This is a genomic window from Natronomonas marina, assembly GCF_024298905.1.
In the GTDB taxonomy this organism is placed as follows: domain Archaea; phylum Halobacteriota; class Halobacteria; order Halobacteriales; family Haloarculaceae; genus Natronomonas; species Natronomonas marina.
In genome coordinates this window covers 2,275,750-2,295,345 of record NZ_CP101154.1, presented here as the reverse complement: position 1 = coordinate 2,295,345, position 19,596 = coordinate 2,275,750, and the positions used below count along the sequence as shown (strand labels likewise).

Here is a 19,596-nt window from a genome sequence, read left to right as displayed (position 1 = left end):
CGCAAGGGCTTTTCTCTCCCGGAGCGCGGCGGGGAGTATGGAGGTGGCGTCGCCGGCGGTCGTCGTGTCGTGTCTCGCAACGCTCGCGGCCGTCGGCCTCGCCGTCGAAGACGGGTTCTCCCACTGGACGGTTCCGGCGGCCGGCCCCTGGGCAGTCGCGGGCGGAGCCGTCACGGTCGCCAGCGGCGCCGGCGTCTACGCGGCCCTCGAAACGTCCCCCTCGGCGAGCCTGCTCCTCTCGGTCGTCGCGGGGTTCGCCGCCGCCTCGTGGATCGTCGTCGGCCGTCTTGCCGCCGGTTGGGGGGTCGACTACCGGGAGCGCTACTTCGCGGCCGCGGGCGTCGGGGTCGCCGCCGTCGTCCTCGTGGCGCTTGTGACCCACCTGGGGGCGCCCGCGAGCAGCCTCGTGTGGGTCCTCATCGTGCCCGTCGCCGCCGCCGTACCGGCAGCGGTCGGCTTCGTCGCGTTCGGGTTCCTCGTCACGGACCTGTTCACCGAACTGCGGCTCTCCGGGCTGTTCGCCGTCGTGACCGTCGTCTTCGAGGGGGCCGCATCCGTCGCCGCCGGACGTCTGCTGGCGGCCGACGCCGAGGGGCTCTTCGCGTCGGCGCTGCGCCCGGCGTTTTCGGCGGCCGGCGTCGCTCCCGGGTGGTGGGCCCTCGTCGCCGCCCACCTCGCGGTCGGACTCGTGATCGTCGCCGTCTGCGGTCGGCTCTCGCGGTGGCGGACCGACGCCGGCCGGACCGTCGTCTTCGTCGTCTCGGTCGTGACGCTCTGGTCGGGCACCGCCGTCCTCGTCTCGGCGGTAACCCTCGGGTGAATTATATACCCGCAAGCGCAAGGGTCGCCGTGAGCAGTAGCTTCCGTGACCCGACCGGAACCGCGGGCGCCTTCCTCGCTGGCGTTGCCGGCGGACTCGCGCTCTCGGCGCCGATGCTCCCCGGCCGCGCCGCCGTCCCGACCCCGGAGTTGGCCCTCGGCCCCGTGGGCGGCTACCTGCTCGTGGGCGTCCTCGTGATGACGGCGTTACCGCTCTGTATCGCCCTGCTGTACGTCGTTTCGATACAGATCGACAACTGACGTCGGCGCGGAGCCTCGCGTACACACGACAGCGGCGCCGGCGAACTCACCGCAAGAGAGGACTCGAAAATCGTCGACGGTCGGCCCGTTCGACCGGTCGGAGCCGGTCTCGGCTTATTCGACCAATCGGAACTGGTTGCTCCCACACCGGCAGTTCGGGTTCCCCATCGCCTCGAGTTCACCATCCGGGCGTACTTCCACCGGCTGGATCGCATCGCAGTTCTCACAGACCGCGATGCCGTGTCGGACCTCCTCGCTGCTCGACATACGAACGTATGCTACTGGCTCCAGTATAGACGCACGCGAGAACACAGCGCTAGAACTCAGCTGAAAGTATATATAGAAGTTCCGCCGTCGGGCGGGTGTCAGTCGAGCACGACCAGCGGGTCGCCCTGGTCGACGGACTGGCCCTCTTCGACGGCGACCTCCGCGACAGTGCCGCCGATCTCGGCGATGACGTCGTTCTCCATCTTCATCGCCTCCAGCACGCAGATGACGTCGCCCGACTCGACGCTGTCGCCCTCGGCGACGTTGACCTCCAGGATGGTGCCCTGCATCTCGGCGTTGATGATCTCGCCCTCCGCGGAGACGGCCTGGGCGCTGCCGCCACCCCCGCCGCCGCCACCGCCGCCACCGCCGCCTCCACCACCACCGCCGGTCCCGGGCGCCGGGCGGTTGGCGGCGAGTTCGGCCCGTTCCTCGAGGTTGACCTGGAACCGCTTGCCGTTGACCTCGACAGTGAACTCCCGTTCGACGACCTCCTCGTCGGTCGACCCCTCGGTGTCACCGGTGCCCCACTTCTCCTGGGCCTCCTCGAGGCGCTCCTGTTCGAGGTGTTCGTCGAGGTACTTCGTGGTGTGGGTGCCGGAGACGAAGGCGTCGTCGTCCAGCATCAGCCGGTGGAACGGGACGATGGTCGGGATGCCCTCGATGTCGTACTCGGCGAGCGCCCGTTTCGAGCGGGCGATGGCCTCCGTGCGGTCCTCGCCGTGGACGATGAGCTTCGCTATCATCGAGTCGTAGTCCGTCACCAGGTCGTCGCCCTGCCGGGGGGCGTCGTCGATGCGGACGCCGATGCCGCCCGGCGGGTCGTACACCTCGAGTTCGCCGCCGCTGGCGGGCGCGAACTCGTCGGCCGCGTTCTCGGCGTTGATGCGGTACTCGATGGCGTGGCCGTCGAGTTCGATGTCGTCCTGGGAGAACGTGAGTTCCTCGCCGTCGGCGACGCGAATCTGCCACTTGACGATGTCGATGTCGGTCAGTTCCTCGGTGACGCAGTGCTCGACCTGGATGCGGGTGTTGACCTCCAGGAAGTAGAAGTTCGCGTCCGCGCCGAGCAACTCGCCGTCGTCGCGGTCCTCCTCCTCGACGAGGAACTCGAAGGTGCCGGCGTTGTAGTAGTCGGCGGCGTCGGCGCCGCGGCGAGCAGCCTCGCCGATCTCCTCGCGCAACTCGTCGGTCAGGGCGGGCGAGGGACCCTCCTCGATGACCTTCTGGTGGCGCCGCTGCAGCGAGCAGTCCCGCTCGCCGAGGTGACGGACGTTGCCGTGTTCGTCGGCCAGGATCTGCACCTCGATGTGGCGGGGGTTCTCGAGGTAGCGCTCGAGGTACACCGAGTCGTTGTCGAAGTAGGCCTCGCCCTCGCGTTTGGCGGTTTCGAGCTGTTCTTCGGCTTCCTCGGGGTCACGGACGATCTTCATCCCGCGGCCGCCGCCGCCACCCTCGGCCTTGATAGCGACGGGGTAGCCGTGTTCCTCGCCGAACTCGTGGACCTCCTCGGCGGTCTCGACGGGGTCGGTCGTCCCCGGAACGATGGGCACGTCGGCCTCCCGCATGATGGTCCGGGCCTTCGTCTTCTCGCCGGCCTGCTCCATCGACTCGGCGGAGGGACCGATCCAGGTCACGTCGTCGTGGGCCTCGACCTTGCCGGCGAACTCGGCGTTCTCCGCGAGGAAGCCGTAGCCCGGATGGATGGCGTCGGCGTCGGCCTTCTCGGCGGCCTCGATGACCGCCTCGTGGTCGAGATACGAGTCCGCGGCGCGGGCGGGACCGATGTTGTACGCCTCGTCCGCGTGCCGGACGTGGCCGCTGTGCTTGTCCGCGTCGCTGTAGACGGCGACGGTATCGACGCCGAGGTCGTCGCAGGCGCGCATCACGCGAACTGCGATCTCACCCCGGTTGGCGACGAGCACCTTGTCGAACATGTGTGCGGAGCAAATCGCGGGGCATACGTCATTCTGTCGATTTCCACAATTGCAAACTCCGGGAGAATTTACGCCCGCAGGCCGTCTACCGATTCCGTATCGCGGGTTGACGAACTGCCGGCGACGCGTCGCGGACGACACCGGGGGGACCGATTCGGTCGCGTCGACGACGGACCGGCCGGCGTTCAGAGGCGGTCGGTCCGGCCGGCCGCAGTCCAGGCGTCCTGGGGCGCGGCCGTCGGCACGCGGACGCGGCGGCGCTGGAGCGCGTCCACACGGCCCCGGAACCGCCAGCGGGCCCCGTCCCAGCCGTCGTCGGACGCCGCCTCGTCCTCCGAGTCGTCGGCCGAGACGTGCGCCCGAACGGCGGCGGCGATGGCGGCCGCCTCCGCCGAGTCGGCGTCGTCGGGAACGTCCAGCCTCATAGCGGGATGTTGCCGTGCTTGCGGTCGGGCTGGTCCTTGCGCTTGGATTCGAGCATCCGCAGGTCCCGGATGAGCCGCGGGCGCGTCTCGGCCGGTTCGAGGACGTCGTCGACGAAGCCCCGCTCGGCCGCCGTGTAGGGGTTGGCGAAGGTGTCGCGGTAGTCGTCGATGAGCTCCTCTCGGCGGCTCTCGACGTCGTCGGCCGCCTCGAGTTCGTCGCTGTAGAGGACGTTGACCGCGCCCTTCGGTCCCATGACCGCGATTTCGGCGGTTGGCCAGGCGTAGTTGACGTCGGCCTCCAGGTGCTTGGAGGCCATCACGTCGTAGGCGCCGCCGTAGGCCTTGCGGGTGATGACGGTGAGCAGCGGTACCGTCGCCTCCGAGTAGGCGTACAGGAGTTTCGCGCCGTGTTTGATGATGCCGTTGTGCTCCTGGTCGGTGCCGGGCATGAACCCCGGCACGTCGACGAAGGTGAGGATGGGGACGTTGAAGGCGTCACAGAAGCGGACGAACCGGGCGCCCTTCAGCGAGGACTCGATGTCGAGCGTGCCGGCGTTGACGCGCGGCTGGTTGGCGACGATGCCGACCGAGCGGCCGTCCAGCCGGCCGAACCCGGTCACGAGGTTGCGGGCGAAGCCCTCCCCGACCTCGAAGAAGGAGTCCTCGTCGACGACCCGGTCGATGACGTCGACGATGTCGTAGGGCTTCTGCGGTTCCGACGGGACGATGTCGGCCAGTTCCTCGTCGCGGCGGTCGGGGTCGTCCCACGGCTCGACCTGCGGGGGGTCCTCGACGTTGTTCGACGGCAGAAAGGAGAGCAGATACCGGATGTCGTCCAGCGCCTCCTTCTCGTCGGCCGACGAGAAGTGGGCGACGCCGGACTCGGTGGTGTGGGTCCGGGCGCCGCCCAGTTCCTCGAAGCCCACCTCCTCGCCGGTCACCGTCTCGATGACGTCCGGCCCCGTGATGAACATGTGGCTGGTGTCCTCGACCATGAACACGAAGTCGGTGATGGCCGGCGAGTAGACCGCGCCGCCGGCGCAGGGACCCATGATGGCCGAGATCTGTGGGACGACGCCGCTCGCCTTCTGGTTGCGGTGGAATATGTCGGCGTACCCCGCGAGGGAGTCGATGCCCTCCTGGATGCGGGCGCCCGCCGAGTCGTTCAGCCCGACGATGGGCGCGCCGGTCTCGATGGCGCGGTCCATCACCTTGCAGACCTTCTCGGCGAAGGCTTCGCCGAGGGACCCGCCGAAGACGGTGAAGTCGTGGGCGAAGACGAACACCTGTCGGCCGTCGACCTCGCCGTAGCCGGTGACGACGCCGTCGCCGTAGGGGTGGCGTTCGTCCATGTCGAAGTTCGTCGACCGGTGGGTCTTCAGCTGGTCGAACTCCTGGAAGGTGCTGTCGTCGAGGAAGTAGTCGATCCGCTCGCGGGCGGTCATCTTCCCCTTTTCGTGCTGTTTTGCGATGCGCTCCTCGCCGCCGCCCTTCGCGGCCTCGCGCTTCTTCTCGCGCAGTTCCTCGAGGTCCTCCTCCATCGTCATGCCATCTCACGCCCCGCGTGACTCATTGACGGCTGCAACGACGGGCACCTAGAAAAGAGTTTCCGACTCCCTACAGCGGCGGTGCCGACAGCCCCTGGAGGCTCAAAACGAGGGTCCCGGCCACGGCCACGAGCACCACTGTCCGGAGCGACCACAGCCACACGACCGACAGTGTCTCGGCGCCGCCGGTGCCCTGCCGAATCTCGTCGACGGCGTCGCCGGCCATCACCCAGCCCACGAAGAAGACGACGCCGAGCGCCGCCAGCGGCAGCAGCAGGTTCACCGCGACGGTGTCGAACCAGCCGAGCCATCCGTCGTACATCGCAGAGGGGATACCGCCGACGAAGAGCACGGCACCGAGGCCGACGGCGGTCGCCGGACGGCTGAACCGATAGTTGTCGACGACGTAGGAGACGACGACCTCCAGCAGGCTGATGGCCGACGACAGCGCTGCGATGAGCACGACGCCGAAGAAGACGACGCCGAGAACCCTGCCGAAGGGCAGGTCCACGAACGCGGACGCGACCGAGACGAACACCGCGCCTGCGCCGGCGTCGCCGACCTCGACCCCCTGTGCGAACAAAAGCGGGAAGACGACGAAGCCGGCCAGCACGCCGACGAAGGTGTTGAACGCCGCGATGCTGACGCCGTCGGTCCCGAGGTTCTCGTCCTTCCCGAGGTAGGAGGCGTACGTTATCATCACCGAGAAGCCGAGCGACAGCGAGAACAGCGCCTGTCCGACCGCGGCCGGGACCACCGTCTCGAAGTTGGCGACGATGGTCCCGAGGTCCGGCGTCAGGAAGAACGCGTACCCCTCGCCGCCGCCGGGCAGGGTCGCGGCGTAGGCCGCCAGCCCCACCATCAGCACGACGATGCTCGGCACCATCAGCTTCGTCGCCTTCTCGATGCCGTCCTCGACGCCCAGCGCGACGATGCCGACGGTGACGGCCATGAACACGAAGTGCAGGAAGACCGCGTCCAGGCCGGAGGCGATCATACCGAAGTAATCGGCTGGTCCGGGGTCGCCGAAGTACGCCCCCGTCGCGCTGCCGAAGACGTAGCGGATGACCCACCCGCCGACGACGCTGTAGTACGACATCGTCCAGAAGCCGGCGAGGACGCCCAAAGCGCCGACCGCCTTCCAGTTCGGCTTGTCGAGTCGGTCGAAGGCGGTGATGGCGTTGATGTTCGCCCGGCGGCCGATGACGAACTCCGCCAAAAGCGCCGGCAGGCCGATTATCACGACCGCCGCCAGGTACACCGCGAGGAACGCCGCGCCGCCGTTCTCGGCGGTCTGGAAGGGGAACCGCCAGATGTTCCCCAGTCCGACCGCGCTGCCGACCGATGCGAGGATGAATCCCAGTCTGGTCGCCCACGTCTCTCTGTCGGCCATGTGTTGTCGTTGCGGCACAACTGACGGAAAAATTTGGTGGAACCGAACCGACAGGACGGCCGTCAATCGACGGCGGCACAAGCCGATCCGCTGGCGTGTCGGCGTCGCCGCTCGGTCAGGCCTCGCCGTAGACCGGCACCGCGGCGCCGCTGGTGACGCCTGCCTGCCCCGTACAGAGGAACAGCACCACGTCGGCGATATCGGCGGGGTCGACCCACTCGTCGTGGTCGGCGTCCGGCATCATCTCGCGGTTCATCGGCGTGTCGATGACGCTCGGCATGACGGCGTTGGCCCGGACGGTGCCGAGGTTCTCCTCGGCGATGGTCTCCGTCAGGAGGCGAACGCCGGCCTTCGAGGCCCGGTAGGGTCCGTCGCCCTCGCCGCCCTCCAGCGACGACCGGGCCGACACCGAGACGATGGCGCCCTCCGTCTCCCGGAGGTGCGGGATGGCGTGCTTCGATGTCAGGAACATCGACTTCAGGTTCACGTCGAACAGCAGCTCGAACTCGGAGACGTCGGTCTCGTGGATGGGGTCGCCGCCGCGCCAGGTGCCCGCGACGTTGCAGAGCGCGTCGAGGCGGCCGTGCTCGTCGACGATGGTCTCGACCGTCTCGGCGACGCTGTCCTCGTCGGTGGCGTCGGTCTCGTAGAACTCGACCGTTCCGGGTTCGACCAGCGCGTCCTCCTCCGTGGGAGCCACGACGTCTGCCCCACAGACCGTCGCCCCGCAATCGTCGAACGCCGCCGCGACGGCGCTACCGAGCGCACCGCTGACTCCGGTCACCAGCACGACCGACTCCTCGAAATCGTAGGACGCGTCCATACCCCTCGTAGGGGTTCCGACCGGATAAATTCGGTTGCCGGTCGCCGCCGCCGACCACTTCCGCCGCGTGGATCGGTTTTAAGTGATAGTTCGAGAGCCACCGACAGAGACTTGCCCGTCGCCGCCGGGCGATGTGGACGTGCGACTCATCGCCCACCGGGGGTTCGCGGGCGTCAATCCGGAGAACACCCGGCGAGCGGTCGTGACGGCCGCCGAGGTGGCCGACGCCGTCGAAGTCGACGTTCGCCGGTGTGCGAGCGGCGAACTCGTCGTCGTCCACGACGCGACGGTCGACCGCGTCACCGACGGCGAGGGCCCCGTCGCCGACCACACGCTCGCGGAACTCCGCGACCTGGACGTGCTGGAGAGTGGCGAGGGGGTCCCGGCGCTGGTGGAAATCCTGGAGGCCATCCCCGACGCCGTCGGCGTCAACGTCGAACTCAAGGAGACGGGCACGGCGGCCGACGCGCTGGCGTCCGTGACGTCGCTGCACCCCCAGGCCGTCGTCTCCTCGTTCTCGCCCGAGACTCTCGCGGCGTGTCGGGACGTCGACCCCGCGGTGCCGCGGGCGTTGCTCACCGACGATAGCGATTCGGCCGTCGAAACGGCCCGCGAGGTCGGCTGTGGCTACCTCCATCCCTCGGTCGAGTCCTGCGACGACCGCCTCGTCCGCGACGCCCACCGTGCCGGCATGAGCGTCAACGCCTGGACCGTCAGTCACAGCGGGGAAGCCGACTCGCTCGCGGCGATGGGCGTCGACGGCGTCATCGCCGACCGACCGGACGTCCTGTCGGAGGAGTGACCCCGTTGCGACCGGGAACCGCAGGTCCGACCGCGCCGCCCGTCACTCCCGCAGCGACCGCATGACCGTCCCCTCGATGCGGCGCAGGTGCTCGCCGACCGTCGCGGGCGCGAGTCCGACCGCCTCGGCCACGTCGGCCTGATTCGCCCGGCGGGGCTGCTCGTAGTACCCGGCATCCAGCGCCGCGTCCAGCACCTCGAGTTGTCGGTCGGTCAAGAGCGCCTCCGCCCGATCGGTCGAGGGGTCGTACTCCCGCAACTCGACCAACTCGACGCCGACGGCGTCGGGCAGCCCCGCGACGGCCGCCTGCAGCGTCCGGTCGTCGCCGACCGCCGACACCTCTAGCCGACCGTCCGCGAGCCAGCGAATCGGCGTCCGGACGACGAGTTCGTGGGCGCGCCGGAGCTCCAGGAGCGCCTCGGCCGTCTCCGTCGGGCGGAAGTGGACGTACGCGTAGAGCGTGCCGTCGGCGTCGGTGACGTGGGAATCGAGGACTCCCTCGGTGTCCGCGAGTACGTCCGCCAGCGCCGCGGCGTCGCCCCGGAGCCGACAGAGCACGACCCCCGCACCGTCCGCCAGGGCCGTGATGTGGTCGATGGCCTCCCGCCCGAGGTCCGGCCGCGCGGCCACTTCCGCGTCGGCCGGGTGCAGGCCCGTCCCGGGCGGCGAGAGCCGCACCGTCGCGGTTCGCATACCCCTCCATCGGTCGGTCCCGATCAAAAAGCCTCCCCAGATAACAGGGCGAGAACCCACGTCGTGGTAGTGTGTGACACTAACATGGCGAAACTGACGAGCACCGACCGCGGTACCCGGAGCGACCCCGACTCCTTCGCTGGCGGCTACTTCCGGAACGCGGTGTACCGGCACTGGGACCCCCACGACATCGACCTCGCGAGCGACCGCGAGGCGCTGCTGGAGTACGAAGACGAGTTCACTGGCGAGGAGTTCGACATGCTCCGCCTCGGCGTCGCCCGGTTCGGCGGTGGCGAGGAGGCCGTCACCGAGGACCTGATGCCGCTCGGACTCGCCCTGGAGGGCACCGACGCCCAGATGTTCCTCACCACGCAACTGTACGAGGAGGCAAAGCACACCCGCTTCTTCGACCGCTACTGGGAGGAGGTGCTCGATCCCGTCGCCGAGGAACTGGGACTGGAGCCGGCCGACCCGACGGACGAGCGATACCTCAACGACGATTACGTGGCGATGTTCGACGCCGTCGAGGACGCGATGGCGGCACTGCTCGACGACCAGTCGCCGGAGACGCAGACCCGCGCCTACAGCCACTACCACATCGTCGCCGAGTCCGTGCTGGCACAGACGGCCTACTACAGCCTCCAGTCGGCGTTCGGCGAGACGGGCGACGACGCCGTCATCACGCGGTCCCGCGAGGAGATGCCGACGCTGCCCGGCCTCGTCGACGGCATCGCAAAGATCCGCAGCGACGAGGGCCGCCACGTCGGCTTCGGGATGCACGAGGTCCGCCGACTCGTCCAGGAGGAAGGCGTCGACGAGGCCGTCGTTCGGGGGACGCTCACGGAGCTGATGCCCCACGTCGCCGGTATCTTCACCGACATCGAGGGTCCCGTCGACCACGGGGCGATCGTCGAGTACGCCCGCGACAAGCTCACTCGTCGCCTCGACATCATCACCGACGCCGACGGCGAGGTGCCACCCGTCGAGGAACTGGTCGCAATCGAGGGCGCCGACCGCGGCGCCGCCGACTGACCTCGCCCCTCCGCGAGCGCACTCCTCGCCGTTTTCCCCCCGTTTCGGGCGAACATAGCACGTTTTAAGCGGATGCCGGACGCCGTTCGATACGGATGAAACTACACGAGTATCAGGCGAAGGGCGTCTTTGCCGACGCCGGGATTCCGGTCCCGGACTCGGCGCTGGCTTCGACCGCCGAGGAAGCGGTCGAGGCGGCCGAGGAGATCGGCTACCCCGTCGCAATCAAGGCACAGGTACAGGTGGGCGGCCGTGGGAAGGCCGGCGGTATCGAACTGGTCGAGGACGCCGAGGAGGCCCGCGAGGCCGCCGAGCGCATCATCGGCATGGACCTCAAGGGGCTGCACGTCGACAACGTCCTGGTCGAGGCCGCCGTCGACTTCGTCAACGAACTGTACGTTGGCGTGACGATGGACCGCAACGAGGGCGAACCCGTCGGGATGGTTTCGACCCGCGGTGGCGTGAACATCGAGGAGGTCGCCGCCGAGGATCCCGACGCCATCGTCCGCGAGCACGTCGACCCCGCCTTCGGGATGCAGCCCTACGAGTCCCGCAAGGCCGTCTACGAGGCCGGCGTCGACCGCGAGGTCGCCGGCGATGTGGCGTCGGTTCTGGGGACGCTGTTCGACCTGTGGGAGGACAGCGACGCCACGGAAATCGAGGTCAACCCGCTGATGGTGACGCGCGATGGCGACGTCGTCGCCGCCGACGCCGTCATGAACATCGACGACGACGCCCTCTTCCGGCACCCCGACCTCGCGGAGATGGAAGAGGAGGCCGCCGGGGACGAACTGGAGGCGAAGGCCAACGAGTACGGCTTCGACTACGTCCGACTCGACGGCAACGTCGGCATCATCGGCAACGGCGCCGGCCTCGTGATGACGACGCTGGACCTGGTCGACTACTACGGCGGCGAGCCCGCCAACTTCCTCGACATCGGCGGCGGCGCCAAGGCCGAACGGGTCACGAACGCTCTCGATATGGTCTTCTCCGACGAGAACGTCGACGCCGTCGTCTTCAACATCTTCGGGGGCATCACCCGCGGCGACGAGGTGGCAACGGGCATCAACGAGGCGCTGGAGGCGTTCGACGAGATACCCAAGCCGGTCGTCGTCCGACTCGCCGGCACCAACGCCGAGGAGGGCATGGAGATACTGAACACGGATCTGGTGACGGTCGAGGCGACCCTGGAGGAAGCCGTCCAGCGCGCCGTCGACTTCGCCGAGGAGGAATCACAATGAGCATCCTGGTCGATTCGGACAGCCGCGTCGTGGTACAGGGCATCACCGGCGGCGAGGGGAAGTTTCACACCCGCCAGATGATCGAGTACGGGACGAACGTCGTCGCCGGCGCCGTCCCCGGCAAGGGCGGCCAGGAGGTCGACGGCGTCCCCGTCTACGACACCGTCGAGGGCGCCGCCCGCGCGGAGGACGCCGACACGTCGGTCGTCTTCGTCCCGCCGGCGTTCGCCGCCGACGCGCTGTTCGAGGCGCTGGACGCGCCGCTGGATCTGGTCGTCGCCATCACCGAGGGCATCCCCCAGCAGGACATGTCGAAGGTCTACCGCAAACTGCGGGAGACCGACACCCATCTCGTCGGCCCGAACTGCCCCGGCCTCATCACGCCCGGCGAGGCCAAACTCGGCATCCTGCCCGGCAACATCTTCGCCGACGGCAACGTCGGCCTGGTCTCCCGGTCGGGGACGCTGACCTACCAGGTCGTCGACAACCTCACGAACCGCGGCCTCGGGCAGACCACTGCCGTCGGCATCGGCGGCGACCCCATCATCGGGACCGACTTCGTCGACGCCCTCGAGATGTTCGAGGCCGATCCCGAGACCCACGCCGTCGTCATGTGCGGCGAGATCGGCGGCGAGGACGAGGAGGAGGCCGCCGACTACATCGGCCAGTACATGGACACGCCGGTCGCCGGCTTCATCGCCGGCCGAACCGCCCCGCCGGGCAAGCGGATGGGCCACGCCGGCGCCATCGTCTCCGGTAGCGGGACCGGCACCGCCGAATCGAAGATCGACGCCCTCAACGACGCCGGCGTCCCCGTCGGCGACACCCCCGAGGAGGTCGTCGACCACATCGAGGACCTGCTCTAACGCCCCCACTTTTTACACGGCCCGTCGGCGCTGCCGACGGGCCGGCAAAAACTTGGGGAAAATATGCGCGACTCGCTCCTGTCGCTGCCCTGCGGGCCGCGGTAGTCGCTCGTCGCTACGGCGATTCGTCGCCCTCCGGGCGCCTCACCGCCGGGAACCGCTCGCTCACTCCGTTCGCTCGCGGATGCTGGTCCCCCGACGGTATCGTGTTCCGGACTACCGCCGCCGATACAGTCTTGCCGGCGGCCGCCGACGGTCGGCCCATGCCGACGGACCAGTTCAGCGTCGAGGGTCGCAACGCCATCGTCACCGGTGCTTCCCAGGGCATCGGCCGCACCATCGCCGAACGGCTGGCCGCCGACGGCGCCAGCGTCGCCATCTGCTCGCGGGCACAGGAACGGGTCGACCCCGTCGCTGAGGGCATCCGTGACGATGGTGGCCGTGCCCTCGCGGTCGAGTGCGACGTCCGTGACCGCGAGGCAGTCGACGCCTTCGTCGAGGCGACCGTCGAGGAGTTCGGCGGCGTCGACCTGCTCGTCAACAACGCCGGTGGTGAGTTCGTCGCCGCCTTCGAGGACATCTCCGAGAACGGCTGGAAGTCCATCGTCGACCTCAACCTCCACGGCACGTTCCACTGCACCCAGGCCGCCGGCGCGCACATGCGCGCCGGCCAGGGGGGTTGTATCGTCAACGTCTCCAGCGTGAACGGCCAGCACGCCGCGCCGAACGAGAGCCACTACAGCGCGGCCAAGGCAGCCATAATCCGGCTGACGGAGACGCTGGCCGTCGAGTGGGCCGACGATGGCGTCCGGGTCAACTGCGTCGCACCCGGCCTGATCCAGACGCCGGGGGTCGCCGACACGCTCGGCATCCGCGAGGAGTCGATGCCGGCCCGCGAGACCGTCGACCGGCGCATCGGTTACACCGAGGATGTCGCCGATGTCGTCCAGTTCCTCGCCAGCGACGCCGCCGCGTTCATGACCGGCGAGACGGTCACGGTCAAAGGCGTCCCCCGTCCCGGCAACAGCTTCGACGTGGACCTGGGATTGGAGTAGCGGGAGGCCCGGCCGGAGCGACGTCTCGGCGTGGCGAGCGAAGCGACCTGCGGGACTGCGATGGAAAAGAGCCGTCCGTCTACCCCGTGAGGGGGTCCAGAAGGCCGCCGTCGTCCTCGGTCGGGGTCGGCGTCGGTTCGGGCGTCGGCGTCGGGGTTGGTTCGGGCGTCGGGGTCGGTGTAGCCGTCGGCGTCGGGGTCGGCGTCGAGGTGGGTGTCGGGGTGGCCGTCGGCGTCGGGGTCGGCGTCGAGGTGGGTGTCGGGGTGGCCGTGGGTGTCGGGGTGGCCGTCGGTTCCGGCGTGTCGGTCGCCGTCGGCGCCGGCGTCCCGGTAGCGGCCGGCGCTGCTCCCGTCTGTGCCCCGCCACCGCCGCCGGGAGCGGCGAAGCCGGTCCCCGGACCGAGCGGAGCGACGCCGCCGGCCAGCGTCATCGCCACCGCCGCGAGCGTGGCCGCGAACACCGCGAACACGGCGATTTTCGCCGGTGGGAGGTCGGAGATGCCGCCGCCCGGCGGCGTGGGATACCCCGGATCGCCCGGTGCCGTCGCGCCCGCTTGCGCGGCACTGGCGGTCGGCTCCGACTGCAGCACGTCGGGGTCGACGTACTCGGTGCCGCCCTCGCCGAGCCAGTCCGCGAACTGGAACCGGCTCCCGTCGGCGCCGACGGTCGCTCCGGCGGCAGCCGAACTCGCGGCGCTCTCGGACTCGTGCTCCGCGAGGCTTTCGGTGACGACGCGGGGAGTGTCCGGCGGCCGCTCCGGTCCCTCGGCGTCGTCGTCCTCCATCCACTGTCGGAACCCGAACCCGGAGTAAGACGGTTCGAGGCCGGCCTGCTCCTCCGCTTCGGCTTCGAGTTCGGCTTCGGTCGCGGTCTCCTCGGTCGTCGTTGTCGTGGTTCTGGCCTCGGTCTGATCGAGCCACGTCCCGAAGTCGAAGCCGGCGAAGTCGGCACGACCGACCGTCCCTCTTCCGTCGGCCTCGTCCGCCGACCCGACCGCCGAGTCGTCCCGAACGTCGGGGAACCCGCCGTCCGTCTCGCCGGTCGGCTGTTGGCGGTCGGCGTCCTCCGAACCGCCGTCGGACATCGGGAACTGGAACCCGCCGACCTCCTCCGGTCGGTTCTCGCTATCGTCCGGCTGTGAGTCTCTTTCTGTCATCGATTCGTTACTGCCTGCCCTTGCAGGGTAGATTCGCCATTACACGTAAAAAGTCTCTGGTCAGTATAGCCGGTCGCTTATACCCTCCCGCGCCACCTCGGGGTGTGTTCCGGCGGCCGAGAACGATCCTCGCGCGGCCGAGAGAAAGCAGTGCCTACCGACCGCCGCTACGCGTCGACCCAGCGGTCGGTCGTTTCGTCGTACTCGCGGACGGCCTCGAAGAGCGTCTCGATCGTCGAGACGGTCCGCTGTCCGTGTACCGAGGGGTCGAGATGGTAGTGTGCGACGGCGTCGGCGGCGTCGATCCGCCGCATCAGTACGTGGAGGAACCGAAACACCGTCGGCAGGTCCGTCGTCTCGAGCAGCGCCGATACCGAATCGAAACAGATCTGGACCGGCGGCCCGTCGCTCCACGACGACAGACAGCGGTCGATCTTGACGCCGATACCGGAGAGGTCGGCGGCGCTGGACACCGTCGCCCAGGACAGTTCCGTCCCGCCGCGAGCGGTCGTCGGACCCGGCGCCGTCGAGGCGGCCGCCGCGCTCCGTGTCTCGCCGGCGGTGAGGACGGCTACCTCCTCGGGGAGTCCCCCGCACGCCTCGATGGCCGCGACGCGGGCCTCGGCGTCGCCGGAGAGCGAAACGACAAGCAGGCGCCGTTCCGTGTCCTCCTCGCCCGGCGGACAGGGCACTGGCTCGCGCCGGTCCGACGACGAACGCAGCAGGACGTGGCCCGACCGACAGGTCGGGCCCGGCAAATCGGCGGTGGCATTGGACGACGGACGCATTCGTTACCACCGCTACGGGCCTACCGTTCATAAGCCCCGGAGACGTTTTTCACGCTCGGATAACCCCGACGACCGAAACCACCGGATCGTTTGGCCTGCCGCGCCGGTGGCTCGAATCGGTTCACCGTGCGGGACGCCGGCGTTCAGTGGGCGTCCTCGTGGGGGTTCCGGATCGTCCCGTAGCTGTCGGCGTGGTCGGTGTACTCGATGAACCGCGGGGCGTCGGGGTCGAACGGTCGCTGCAGCGACTCGAACGCCTTCTTCTTGTCCCAGCTCTGCAGCCCGCCGATGGCACTGCGGTCCTCGAGGTCGTGGTAGTCCAGGTCCGGCTCGGTCAGCTCCCACGCCTTCAGCCCCTGTTCGGTCCGGACGATGACGCTGGAGTACTCGTCGCTGGAGCCGACCGACCCGACCGTCAGGTCCGCACAGTAGCCCGTGAAGTCCGCACACTCGTCACAGCCCTTCAGCGCCGCGTCGTGGAACTCCTCGACGTCCTCCTCTAAGATCATCTCGCCGCTGTGGTCGTACACCATCATGTTCCCGTGAAGGACGTCCATCTTCCCGATGTCCTCCGGGGCGATGCCGCGCTCCGCCTCGAGTTTCTCGCCCATGAGCCGCCGGTAGTTGAAGTTCTTCGTGCACATCAGCGCGATTGTGTAGTCGACGGCACGGACGCCGGCCTCCTGGCTGGCGTAGTCCCACTCGAAGTCCTGCAGCGCGCGGATGCCCTCTATCTCGCAGGGCGTCCCGACGAGCGCCAGCGAGAGGTCCGCGGGATCCTCGTCGGGGAGTTTCTCCTCCCACTGGTCGACGTCGAGGTTGCCGAGCGCCATCGTCTGGTTGTAGAAGCTGCCAGCGTTCTCGATGCACTCGGCCGGCGTCGTCGCCAGGAAGCTCTCTGCCTTCCAGGGCTCGTCGTCGGACTCGGTAGCGATGAGCGCGCCGTCGATTTCGCCGGCCTCGAGCAGGTGGATCAGGACCGAGGTGACCAGCCCGCCGTCCTGGGCGTTCTCGCGCCAGTCGTCTTCGACCTTCGCGGAGAACTCCGTGATCGGGTCGCCGGCGCCTTTCACGTTGTCCTCGCCGCCGGTGATCTTCCACTGGCGCTCGTAGCGCAGGCCGCCGCGAGGACAGAAGTCCCAGCACAGCGAGCAGCCGGTGCACATCTTGACCAGTTCCGGCAGGCCGTCGTCGCCGATGCCGATGGAGTCCGAGGGACAGGAGGCGACGCAGGTGCCACACTGGATGCAGCGCCCCTCGTCGATGACCGCCGCGTCCAGCTCCATGAACCACGTCTTGTCGTCCGGCTCCTCGATGTCGTTCATCTCGGCGCGGATGCGGTAACTCGGCGTCTCCAGGTCGACGCCCTCCGGCACGCCGACGCGTTCGTCCGGCGCCGACCCCTCGACGTCCTGGCTGACGCCCTCGGCCGGCTCGGTGAACTCCAGGTCGCCGAGGCTGCCCTCGCCGTCGACGTTGGCGGGCGTCGCGCCGCCGTCGGCCACCGGCGCCGTGCGGGACGGCCCGCCCGAGTCGTTCCCGTCACAGCCACAGGAGCCGTCGTCGCAGCCACGGTCGGCGTCACCCTCCGGCCGCCTGTCGGAACGGAAGAACCGTATCGGCTTGCCCGTCGACGTCGAGTGGCCTGCCTCCCGGCCGCTGACGGGCGGCACCTGGACGGCCTCGGGGTCGACGTCGACGTCGGGGACGCCCGGAAGGGACGGGGAGCCGTCGGCGTCCTCGCCGTCGGCCTCGTGCAGTTCCGGTGCGACGTCGGCGGGCGCGTCCGGCGTCTCAGTCATCGCTCGTCACCTCCTCGTGGGGGACGCCGCCCGCGACGTTGGCGTCGGCCCGCTGCATCACGTCCCGGAGGCGGTCGTTGTCGACGCGCCGGCACCACTCGTAGAACCGCTCACCGTCGGTCCGCTCGTCCGCGTAGGCGTCGAACAGTTCCTCCAGCGCCGGGATGACGGCGTCGGCCGGGACGGCGTGTTCGACCCAGTCGAGGAACTCGTTGTCGGCGCCGAGCGAGCCGCCGAGGCCGAAGTCCATCCCCTCGACGATGTTGTCCCCTTCCTCGTTGGTGGTTCCCTCGGGATCGTCGATGTCGACGGTCTCGCCGCGGAAGCCGATGTCGGCGATCTGCGGCTGGGCACAGGAGGCCGAACAGCCGGACATGTGCATCCGGACGACCTCGAGGTCGTCGGGCGTCTCGATGCGGCGGTCCAGCGCCTTGGCCCACCGGCGGACGCGGTTCTTCGTCTCGATGATGCCGTAGTTGCAGAACTCCGAGCCGGTACAGCCGACCGCGCCCCGCGAGAACGGTCCGGGGTCGGGGCGGTACTTGCGGGCGAACGGCTCGTTCAGGAGGTCGCCGACGTTCTCCTCGGGAACGTGCGTGACGAGGAAGTTCTGGTCGGTCGCCAGCCGAATCGTCGCGTCGTCGGTGCCGTACTCCCGGGCGGCGCGGGCAGCCGCGGCGAACTCGTCGCCGCCCATCCGCCCCGCGATGACGTTGAAGCCGACGTACTTGAGGCCGTCCTGTTTCTGGTCGTGGACGCCGACGTGGTCGCCGGTGTACCCCTCGGTGAGGTCGGCCCCACGCGAGCGGAGATCGACCGTACAGCGGTCGCGGACGGCCTCCTCGAACGTTTCGGGACCCATCTGCTGGACCAGATAGCGCATCCGGCAGACGCCGCGGTTGTTCCGGTCGCCGAGTTCCTTGAACGTCTGGGCGACGGCGCGGCAGAACTCCACGGCGTCCTCCGGACGGACGAACACGTCGAGGTTCGAGGCCATCCGCGGGCCGTCCGAGAGGCCGCCGCCGACGCGTGCGTGGAAGCCGTAGTACTCCTCGCCGCCGACCTCCTTGCGGGCCGGCACCAGGCCGACGTCGTTGATCTGCGACTGGGCGCAGTCGTGCCGACAGCCGGTGATGGTCATCTTGAACTTCCGCGGGAGGTTGGCGTACTCTCGGTTCTCGGTGAAAAAGTCCGAGACGGCGGCGATCACCGGCTGGGCGTCGAAGCACTCGTGGTCGTCGAGGCCGGCCGCCGGACAGCCCAGCACGTTCCGGGCGGAGTCGCCGCAGCCCTGGATCGTGGTGAGGCCCACCTCGCCGTAACGGTCCCAGATCTCGGGGACATCCTCGACCTCGATCCAGTGTTTCTGGATGTCCTGTCTGGTCGTGATGTCGAGGAAGGCGTCGCCCCAGATGTTGTTCTGGTTCTCGCCGCCGTACGCTTCGGGCGCGGTGGCGTACTCGTCGGCCACTTCGCCGATCACCTCGGCCTGCTCGGGCGTCAGGCGGCCGCCCGGCACCTTCGTTCGCATCATGAAGTAGCCGCGCTGGCGGCCGTGGGCGTACATCCCGGCCCACTTGAGCCGCTCCCACTCGCCGTCGCCGGCGTCGGCCTCGATCTCGTCGAAGCTCATCCCCTCCTCGGCGTAGCGCTTGACGTCCTCGATGACGTCGAGCGGGTGTTTCTCCTGTTTCCACCGTTCGACGGTGTTCACGGTGACCACTCCGGCGTTCCCTCACGTCCCGAACGTCTGCGGTAGTCGATAACAATCATTGTGACAAGGACGTACAACCGAAAATAGAGTCTACCCGTTGCGGTCAGGCCTGCCAGCGATCCTCTCACTCGTCGTATATTGCCGCTTTGTCGGACGTGCCTCTCGGCAGGAAACAATCCGAGCGTCCGAAATCGGTCCTTTGAGAGTCTCTCGGGCGGTCTCGGACGAGTATCGAGCGTCCGAATAACTGGTAACGCACGGATCGGACCGAACCAACCGACGATGCGGGTGTCGTGACGAATCGACCGTCCCAGGAGAGGGAAAATATCTCCGGTTGTCGTGCCGACGTCCGCGTCGGACGCGAGGTCACTCCGACTCGTAGGCGGCCCAGACGTACCGCGTCCCGTGGCTCCGGTATGGACGCCAGGCTTCGGCGGCCTCGCGCATCTCGGCGCGGGTCATCTCCCCGCCGTCGGCGTACAGTTGCTCGATGCCGCGGCGAACCGCGAGGTCGCCCAGCGGCAGCACGTCCGGCCGCTCGAGCACGAAGATGAGGTACATCTCGGCGGTCCAGGTGCCGATGCCCTTGATCTCGGTGAGTCGGTCGACGACCGCATCGTCCGAGTCGTCGGCCAGTCCCGCCGGCGTCAGATCGTCCCGCTGGAACGCGCTCGCGGCGTTGTGCAGGTACTCCACCTTCGACGCCGAGAGCCCGGCGTCCCGGAGCGCCGCCTCGTCGGCCGACAGCACCCGCTCCGGCGTCACCTCTCCGAGCGTCTCGAAGGCCCGCTCGCGGACGGCCGCGGCGCTTTCCGTCGAGAGCTGCTGGTTGATGATCGAGACGCAGAGCCGTTCGAAGGGCTCGCGATCCCGTTCGGTGTAGGGGTCGTGCCGTTCGAGTAGCTCCGCCATCACCGGGTCCTCCCGGAGGACCGCTTCCGCCTGGGATCGCATGCTCGTGCCCGGAGGAACGGC

19 protein-coding genes are annotated in these 19,596 nt (G+C 68.9%); 7 read left to right on the top strand and 12 right to left on the bottom strand.

Annotated elements, in window-relative coordinates:
• Positions 1-37 precede the first annotated feature (37 nt).
• Entirely contained in the window at positions 38-820 is a 783-nt protein-coding gene (locus tag NLF94_RS12255) for a hypothetical protein (RefSeq protein WP_254837914.1), read from the top strand.
• A 29-nt stretch (positions 821-849) separates the two neighbouring features.
• Positions 850-1,080: a hypothetical protein gene (locus tag NLF94_RS12250; protein ID WP_254837913.1), complete on the top strand. Its 231-nt coding sequence runs from the start codon at positions 850-852 to the stop codon at positions 1,078-1,080.
• Between the two features lie 114 nt (positions 1,081-1,194).
• Here the strand turns inward: NLF94_RS12250 and NLF94_RS12245 are convergent, their stop codons facing one another.
• From NLF94_RS12245 to NLF94_RS12220, 6 genes are all read right to left on the bottom strand, one after another.
• Positions 1,195-1,347: a hypothetical protein gene (locus NLF94_RS12245; protein ID WP_254837912.1), complete on the bottom strand. Its 153-nt coding sequence runs from the start codon at positions 1,345-1,347 to the stop codon at positions 1,195-1,197.
• Between the two features lie 98 nt (positions 1,348-1,445).
• Positions 1,446-3,284, bottom strand: a complete 1,839-nt coding sequence (locus tag NLF94_RS12240) for an acetyl-CoA carboxylase biotin carboxylase subunit (protein ID WP_254837911.1) — start codon at positions 3,282-3,284, stop codon at positions 1,446-1,448.
• Between the two features lie 185 nt (positions 3,285-3,469).
• Complete coding sequence (locus NLF94_RS12235; protein WP_254837910.1) at positions 3,470-3,709, bottom strand: DUF8022 family protein; 240 nt, start codon at positions 3,707-3,709, stop codon at positions 3,470-3,472.
• On the bottom strand, positions 3,706-5,256 hold the full coding sequence (locus NLF94_RS12230; protein WP_254837909.1) for an acyl-CoA carboxylase subunit beta: 1,551 nt from the start codon (positions 5,254-5,256) through the stop codon (positions 3,706-3,708). The genes NLF94_RS12235 and NLF94_RS12230 overlap by 4 nt, the downstream gene beginning before the upstream one ends.
• 70 nt (positions 5,257-5,326) lie before the next feature.
• Positions 5,327-6,649 carry a sodium-dependent transporter gene (locus NLF94_RS12225; RefSeq protein ID WP_254837908.1) on the bottom strand — a complete coding sequence of 441 codons (1,323 nt, stop codon included), beginning with the start codon at positions 6,647-6,649 and terminating at the stop codon, positions 5,327-5,329.
• Between the two features lie 115 nt (positions 6,650-6,764).
• Complete coding sequence (locus tag NLF94_RS12220; RefSeq protein ID WP_254837907.1) at positions 6,765-7,472, bottom strand: SDR family oxidoreductase; 708 nt, start codon at positions 7,470-7,472, stop codon at positions 6,765-6,767.
• 139 nt (positions 7,473-7,611) lie between these two features.
• Between NLF94_RS12220 and NLF94_RS12215 the strand changes: the two genes are divergently transcribed.
• A complete protein-coding gene (locus NLF94_RS12215) occupies positions 7,612-8,274 on the top strand; it encodes a glycerophosphodiester phosphodiesterase (protein ID WP_254837906.1) in 663 nt (220 codons plus the stop codon).
• Between the two features lie 42 nt (positions 8,275-8,316).
• Here NLF94_RS12215 and NLF94_RS12210 read toward each other — a convergent pair whose 3' ends face one another.
• Positions 8,317-8,967 carry a helix-turn-helix domain-containing protein gene (locus NLF94_RS12210; protein ID WP_254837905.1) on the bottom strand — a complete coding sequence of 217 codons (651 nt, stop codon included), beginning with the start codon at positions 8,965-8,967 and terminating at the stop codon, positions 8,317-8,319.
• A gap of 84 nt (positions 8,968-9,051) precedes the next feature.
• Here NLF94_RS12210 and NLF94_RS12205 point away from each other — a divergent pair, with 84 nt between their 5' ends.
• The 4 genes from NLF94_RS12205 to NLF94_RS12190 all read left to right on the top strand — a co-directional run bounded on the left by NLF94_RS12205 (position 9,052) and on the right by NLF94_RS12190 (position 13,161).
• Positions 9,052-9,999 (top strand): ferritin family protein, encoded by a 948-nt coding sequence (locus NLF94_RS12205; protein ID WP_254837904.1) that lies wholly within the window; start codon positions 9,052-9,054, stop codon positions 9,997-9,999.
• A gap of 95 nt (positions 10,000-10,094) precedes the next feature.
• Positions 10,095-11,240, top strand: coding sequence for an ADP-forming succinate--CoA ligase subunit beta (gene sucC / locus NLF94_RS12200; protein ID WP_254837903.1), 1,146 nt, complete (start codon positions 10,095-10,097; stop codon positions 11,238-11,240).
• Complete coding sequence (gene sucD, locus NLF94_RS12195) at positions 11,237-12,106, top strand: succinate--CoA ligase subunit alpha (RefSeq protein ID WP_254837902.1); 870 nt, start codon at positions 11,237-11,239, stop codon at positions 12,104-12,106. The genes sucC and sucD overlap by 4 nt, the downstream gene beginning before the upstream one ends.
• A 263-nt stretch (positions 12,107-12,369) precedes the next feature.
• Positions 12,370-13,161, top strand: a complete 792-nt coding sequence (locus NLF94_RS12190) for an SDR family NAD(P)-dependent oxidoreductase (RefSeq protein ID WP_254837901.1) — start codon at positions 12,370-12,372, stop codon at positions 13,159-13,161.
• Between the two features lie 79 nt (positions 13,162-13,240).
• On the opposite strand, the gene NLF94_RS12185 is transcribed toward NLF94_RS12190, so the two are convergent.
• The 5 genes from NLF94_RS12185 to NLF94_RS12165 form a co-directional block, all read right to left on the bottom strand.
• A complete protein-coding gene (locus tag NLF94_RS12185; protein WP_254837900.1) occupies positions 13,241-14,317 on the bottom strand; it encodes a hypothetical protein in 1,077 nt (358 codons plus the stop codon).
• Between the two features lie 167 nt (positions 14,318-14,484).
• Positions 14,485-15,009, bottom strand: coding sequence for a DUF7504 family protein (locus tag NLF94_RS12180; RefSeq protein ID WP_254837899.1), 525 nt, complete (start codon positions 15,007-15,009; stop codon positions 14,485-14,487).
• 239 nt (positions 15,010-15,248) lie between these two features.
• Positions 15,249-16,907, bottom strand: coding sequence for a Coenzyme F420 hydrogenase/dehydrogenase, beta subunit C-terminal domain (locus NLF94_RS12175; protein ID WP_254837898.1), 1,659 nt, complete (start codon positions 16,905-16,907; stop codon positions 15,249-15,251).
• On the bottom strand, positions 16,900-18,621 hold the full coding sequence (locus NLF94_RS12170) for a nitrite/sulfite reductase (RefSeq protein ID WP_254837897.1): 1,722 nt from the start codon (positions 18,619-18,621) through the stop codon (positions 16,900-16,902). The genes NLF94_RS12175 and NLF94_RS12170 overlap by 8 nt, the downstream gene beginning before the upstream one ends.
• A gap of 366 nt (positions 18,622-18,987) precedes the next feature.
• Positions 18,988-19,575, bottom strand: a complete 588-nt coding sequence (locus NLF94_RS12165) for a DNA-3-methyladenine glycosylase family protein (RefSeq protein ID WP_254837896.1) — start codon at positions 19,573-19,575, stop codon at positions 18,988-18,990.
• Positions 19,576-19,596 lie beyond the last annotated feature (21 nt).

Coding starts and splice junctions, on each gene's coding strand:
- NLF94_RS12255 (WP_254837914.1), top strand. CDS start 38: ATGGAGGTGGCGTCGCCGGCGGTCGTCGTGTCGTGTCTCGCAACGCTC.
- NLF94_RS12245 (WP_254837912.1), bottom strand. CDS start 1,347: ATGTCGAGCAGCGAGGAGGTCCGACACGGCATCGCGGTCTGTGAGAAC.
- NLF94_RS12240 (WP_254837911.1), bottom strand. CDS start 3,284: ATGTTCGACAAGGTGCTCGTCGCCAACCGGGGTGAGATCGCAGTTCGC.
- NLF94_RS12235 (WP_254837910.1), bottom strand. CDS start 3,709: ATGAGGCTGGACGTTCCCGACGACGCCGACTCGGCGGAGGCGGCCGCC.
- NLF94_RS12230 (WP_254837909.1), bottom strand. CDS start 5,256: ATGACGATGGAGGAGGACCTCGAGGAACTGCGCGAGAAGAAGCGCGAG.
- NLF94_RS12225 (WP_254837908.1), bottom strand. CDS start 6,649: ATGGCCGACAGAGAGACGTGGGCGACCAGACTGGGATTCATCCTCGCA.
- NLF94_RS12220 (WP_254837907.1), bottom strand. CDS start 7,472: ATGGACGCGTCCTACGATTTCGAGGAGTCGGTCGTGCTGGTGACCGGA.
- NLF94_RS12210 (WP_254837905.1), bottom strand. CDS start 8,967: ATGCGAACCGCGACGGTGCGGCTCTCGCCGCCCGGGACGGGCCTGCAC.
- NLF94_RS12205 (WP_254837904.1), top strand. CDS start 9,052: ATGGCGAAACTGACGAGCACCGACCGCGGTACCCGGAGCGACCCCGAC.
- sucC (WP_254837903.1), top strand. CDS start 10,095: ATGAAACTACACGAGTATCAGGCGAAGGGCGTCTTTGCCGACGCCGGG.
- sucD (WP_254837902.1), top strand. CDS start 11,237: ATGAGCATCCTGGTCGATTCGGACAGCCGCGTCGTGGTACAGGGCATC.
- NLF94_RS12190 (WP_254837901.1), top strand. CDS start 12,370: ATGCCGACGGACCAGTTCAGCGTCGAGGGTCGCAACGCCATCGTCACC.
- NLF94_RS12185 (WP_254837900.1), bottom strand. CDS start 14,317: ATGACAGAAAGAGACTCACAGCCGGACGATAGCGAGAACCGACCGGAG.
- NLF94_RS12175 (WP_254837898.1), bottom strand. CDS start 16,907: ATGACTGAGACGCCGGACGCGCCCGCCGACGTCGCACCGGAACTGCAC.
- NLF94_RS12165 (WP_254837896.1), bottom strand. CDS start 19,575: ATGCGATCCCAGGCGGAAGCGGTCCTCCGGGAGGACCCGGTGATGGCG.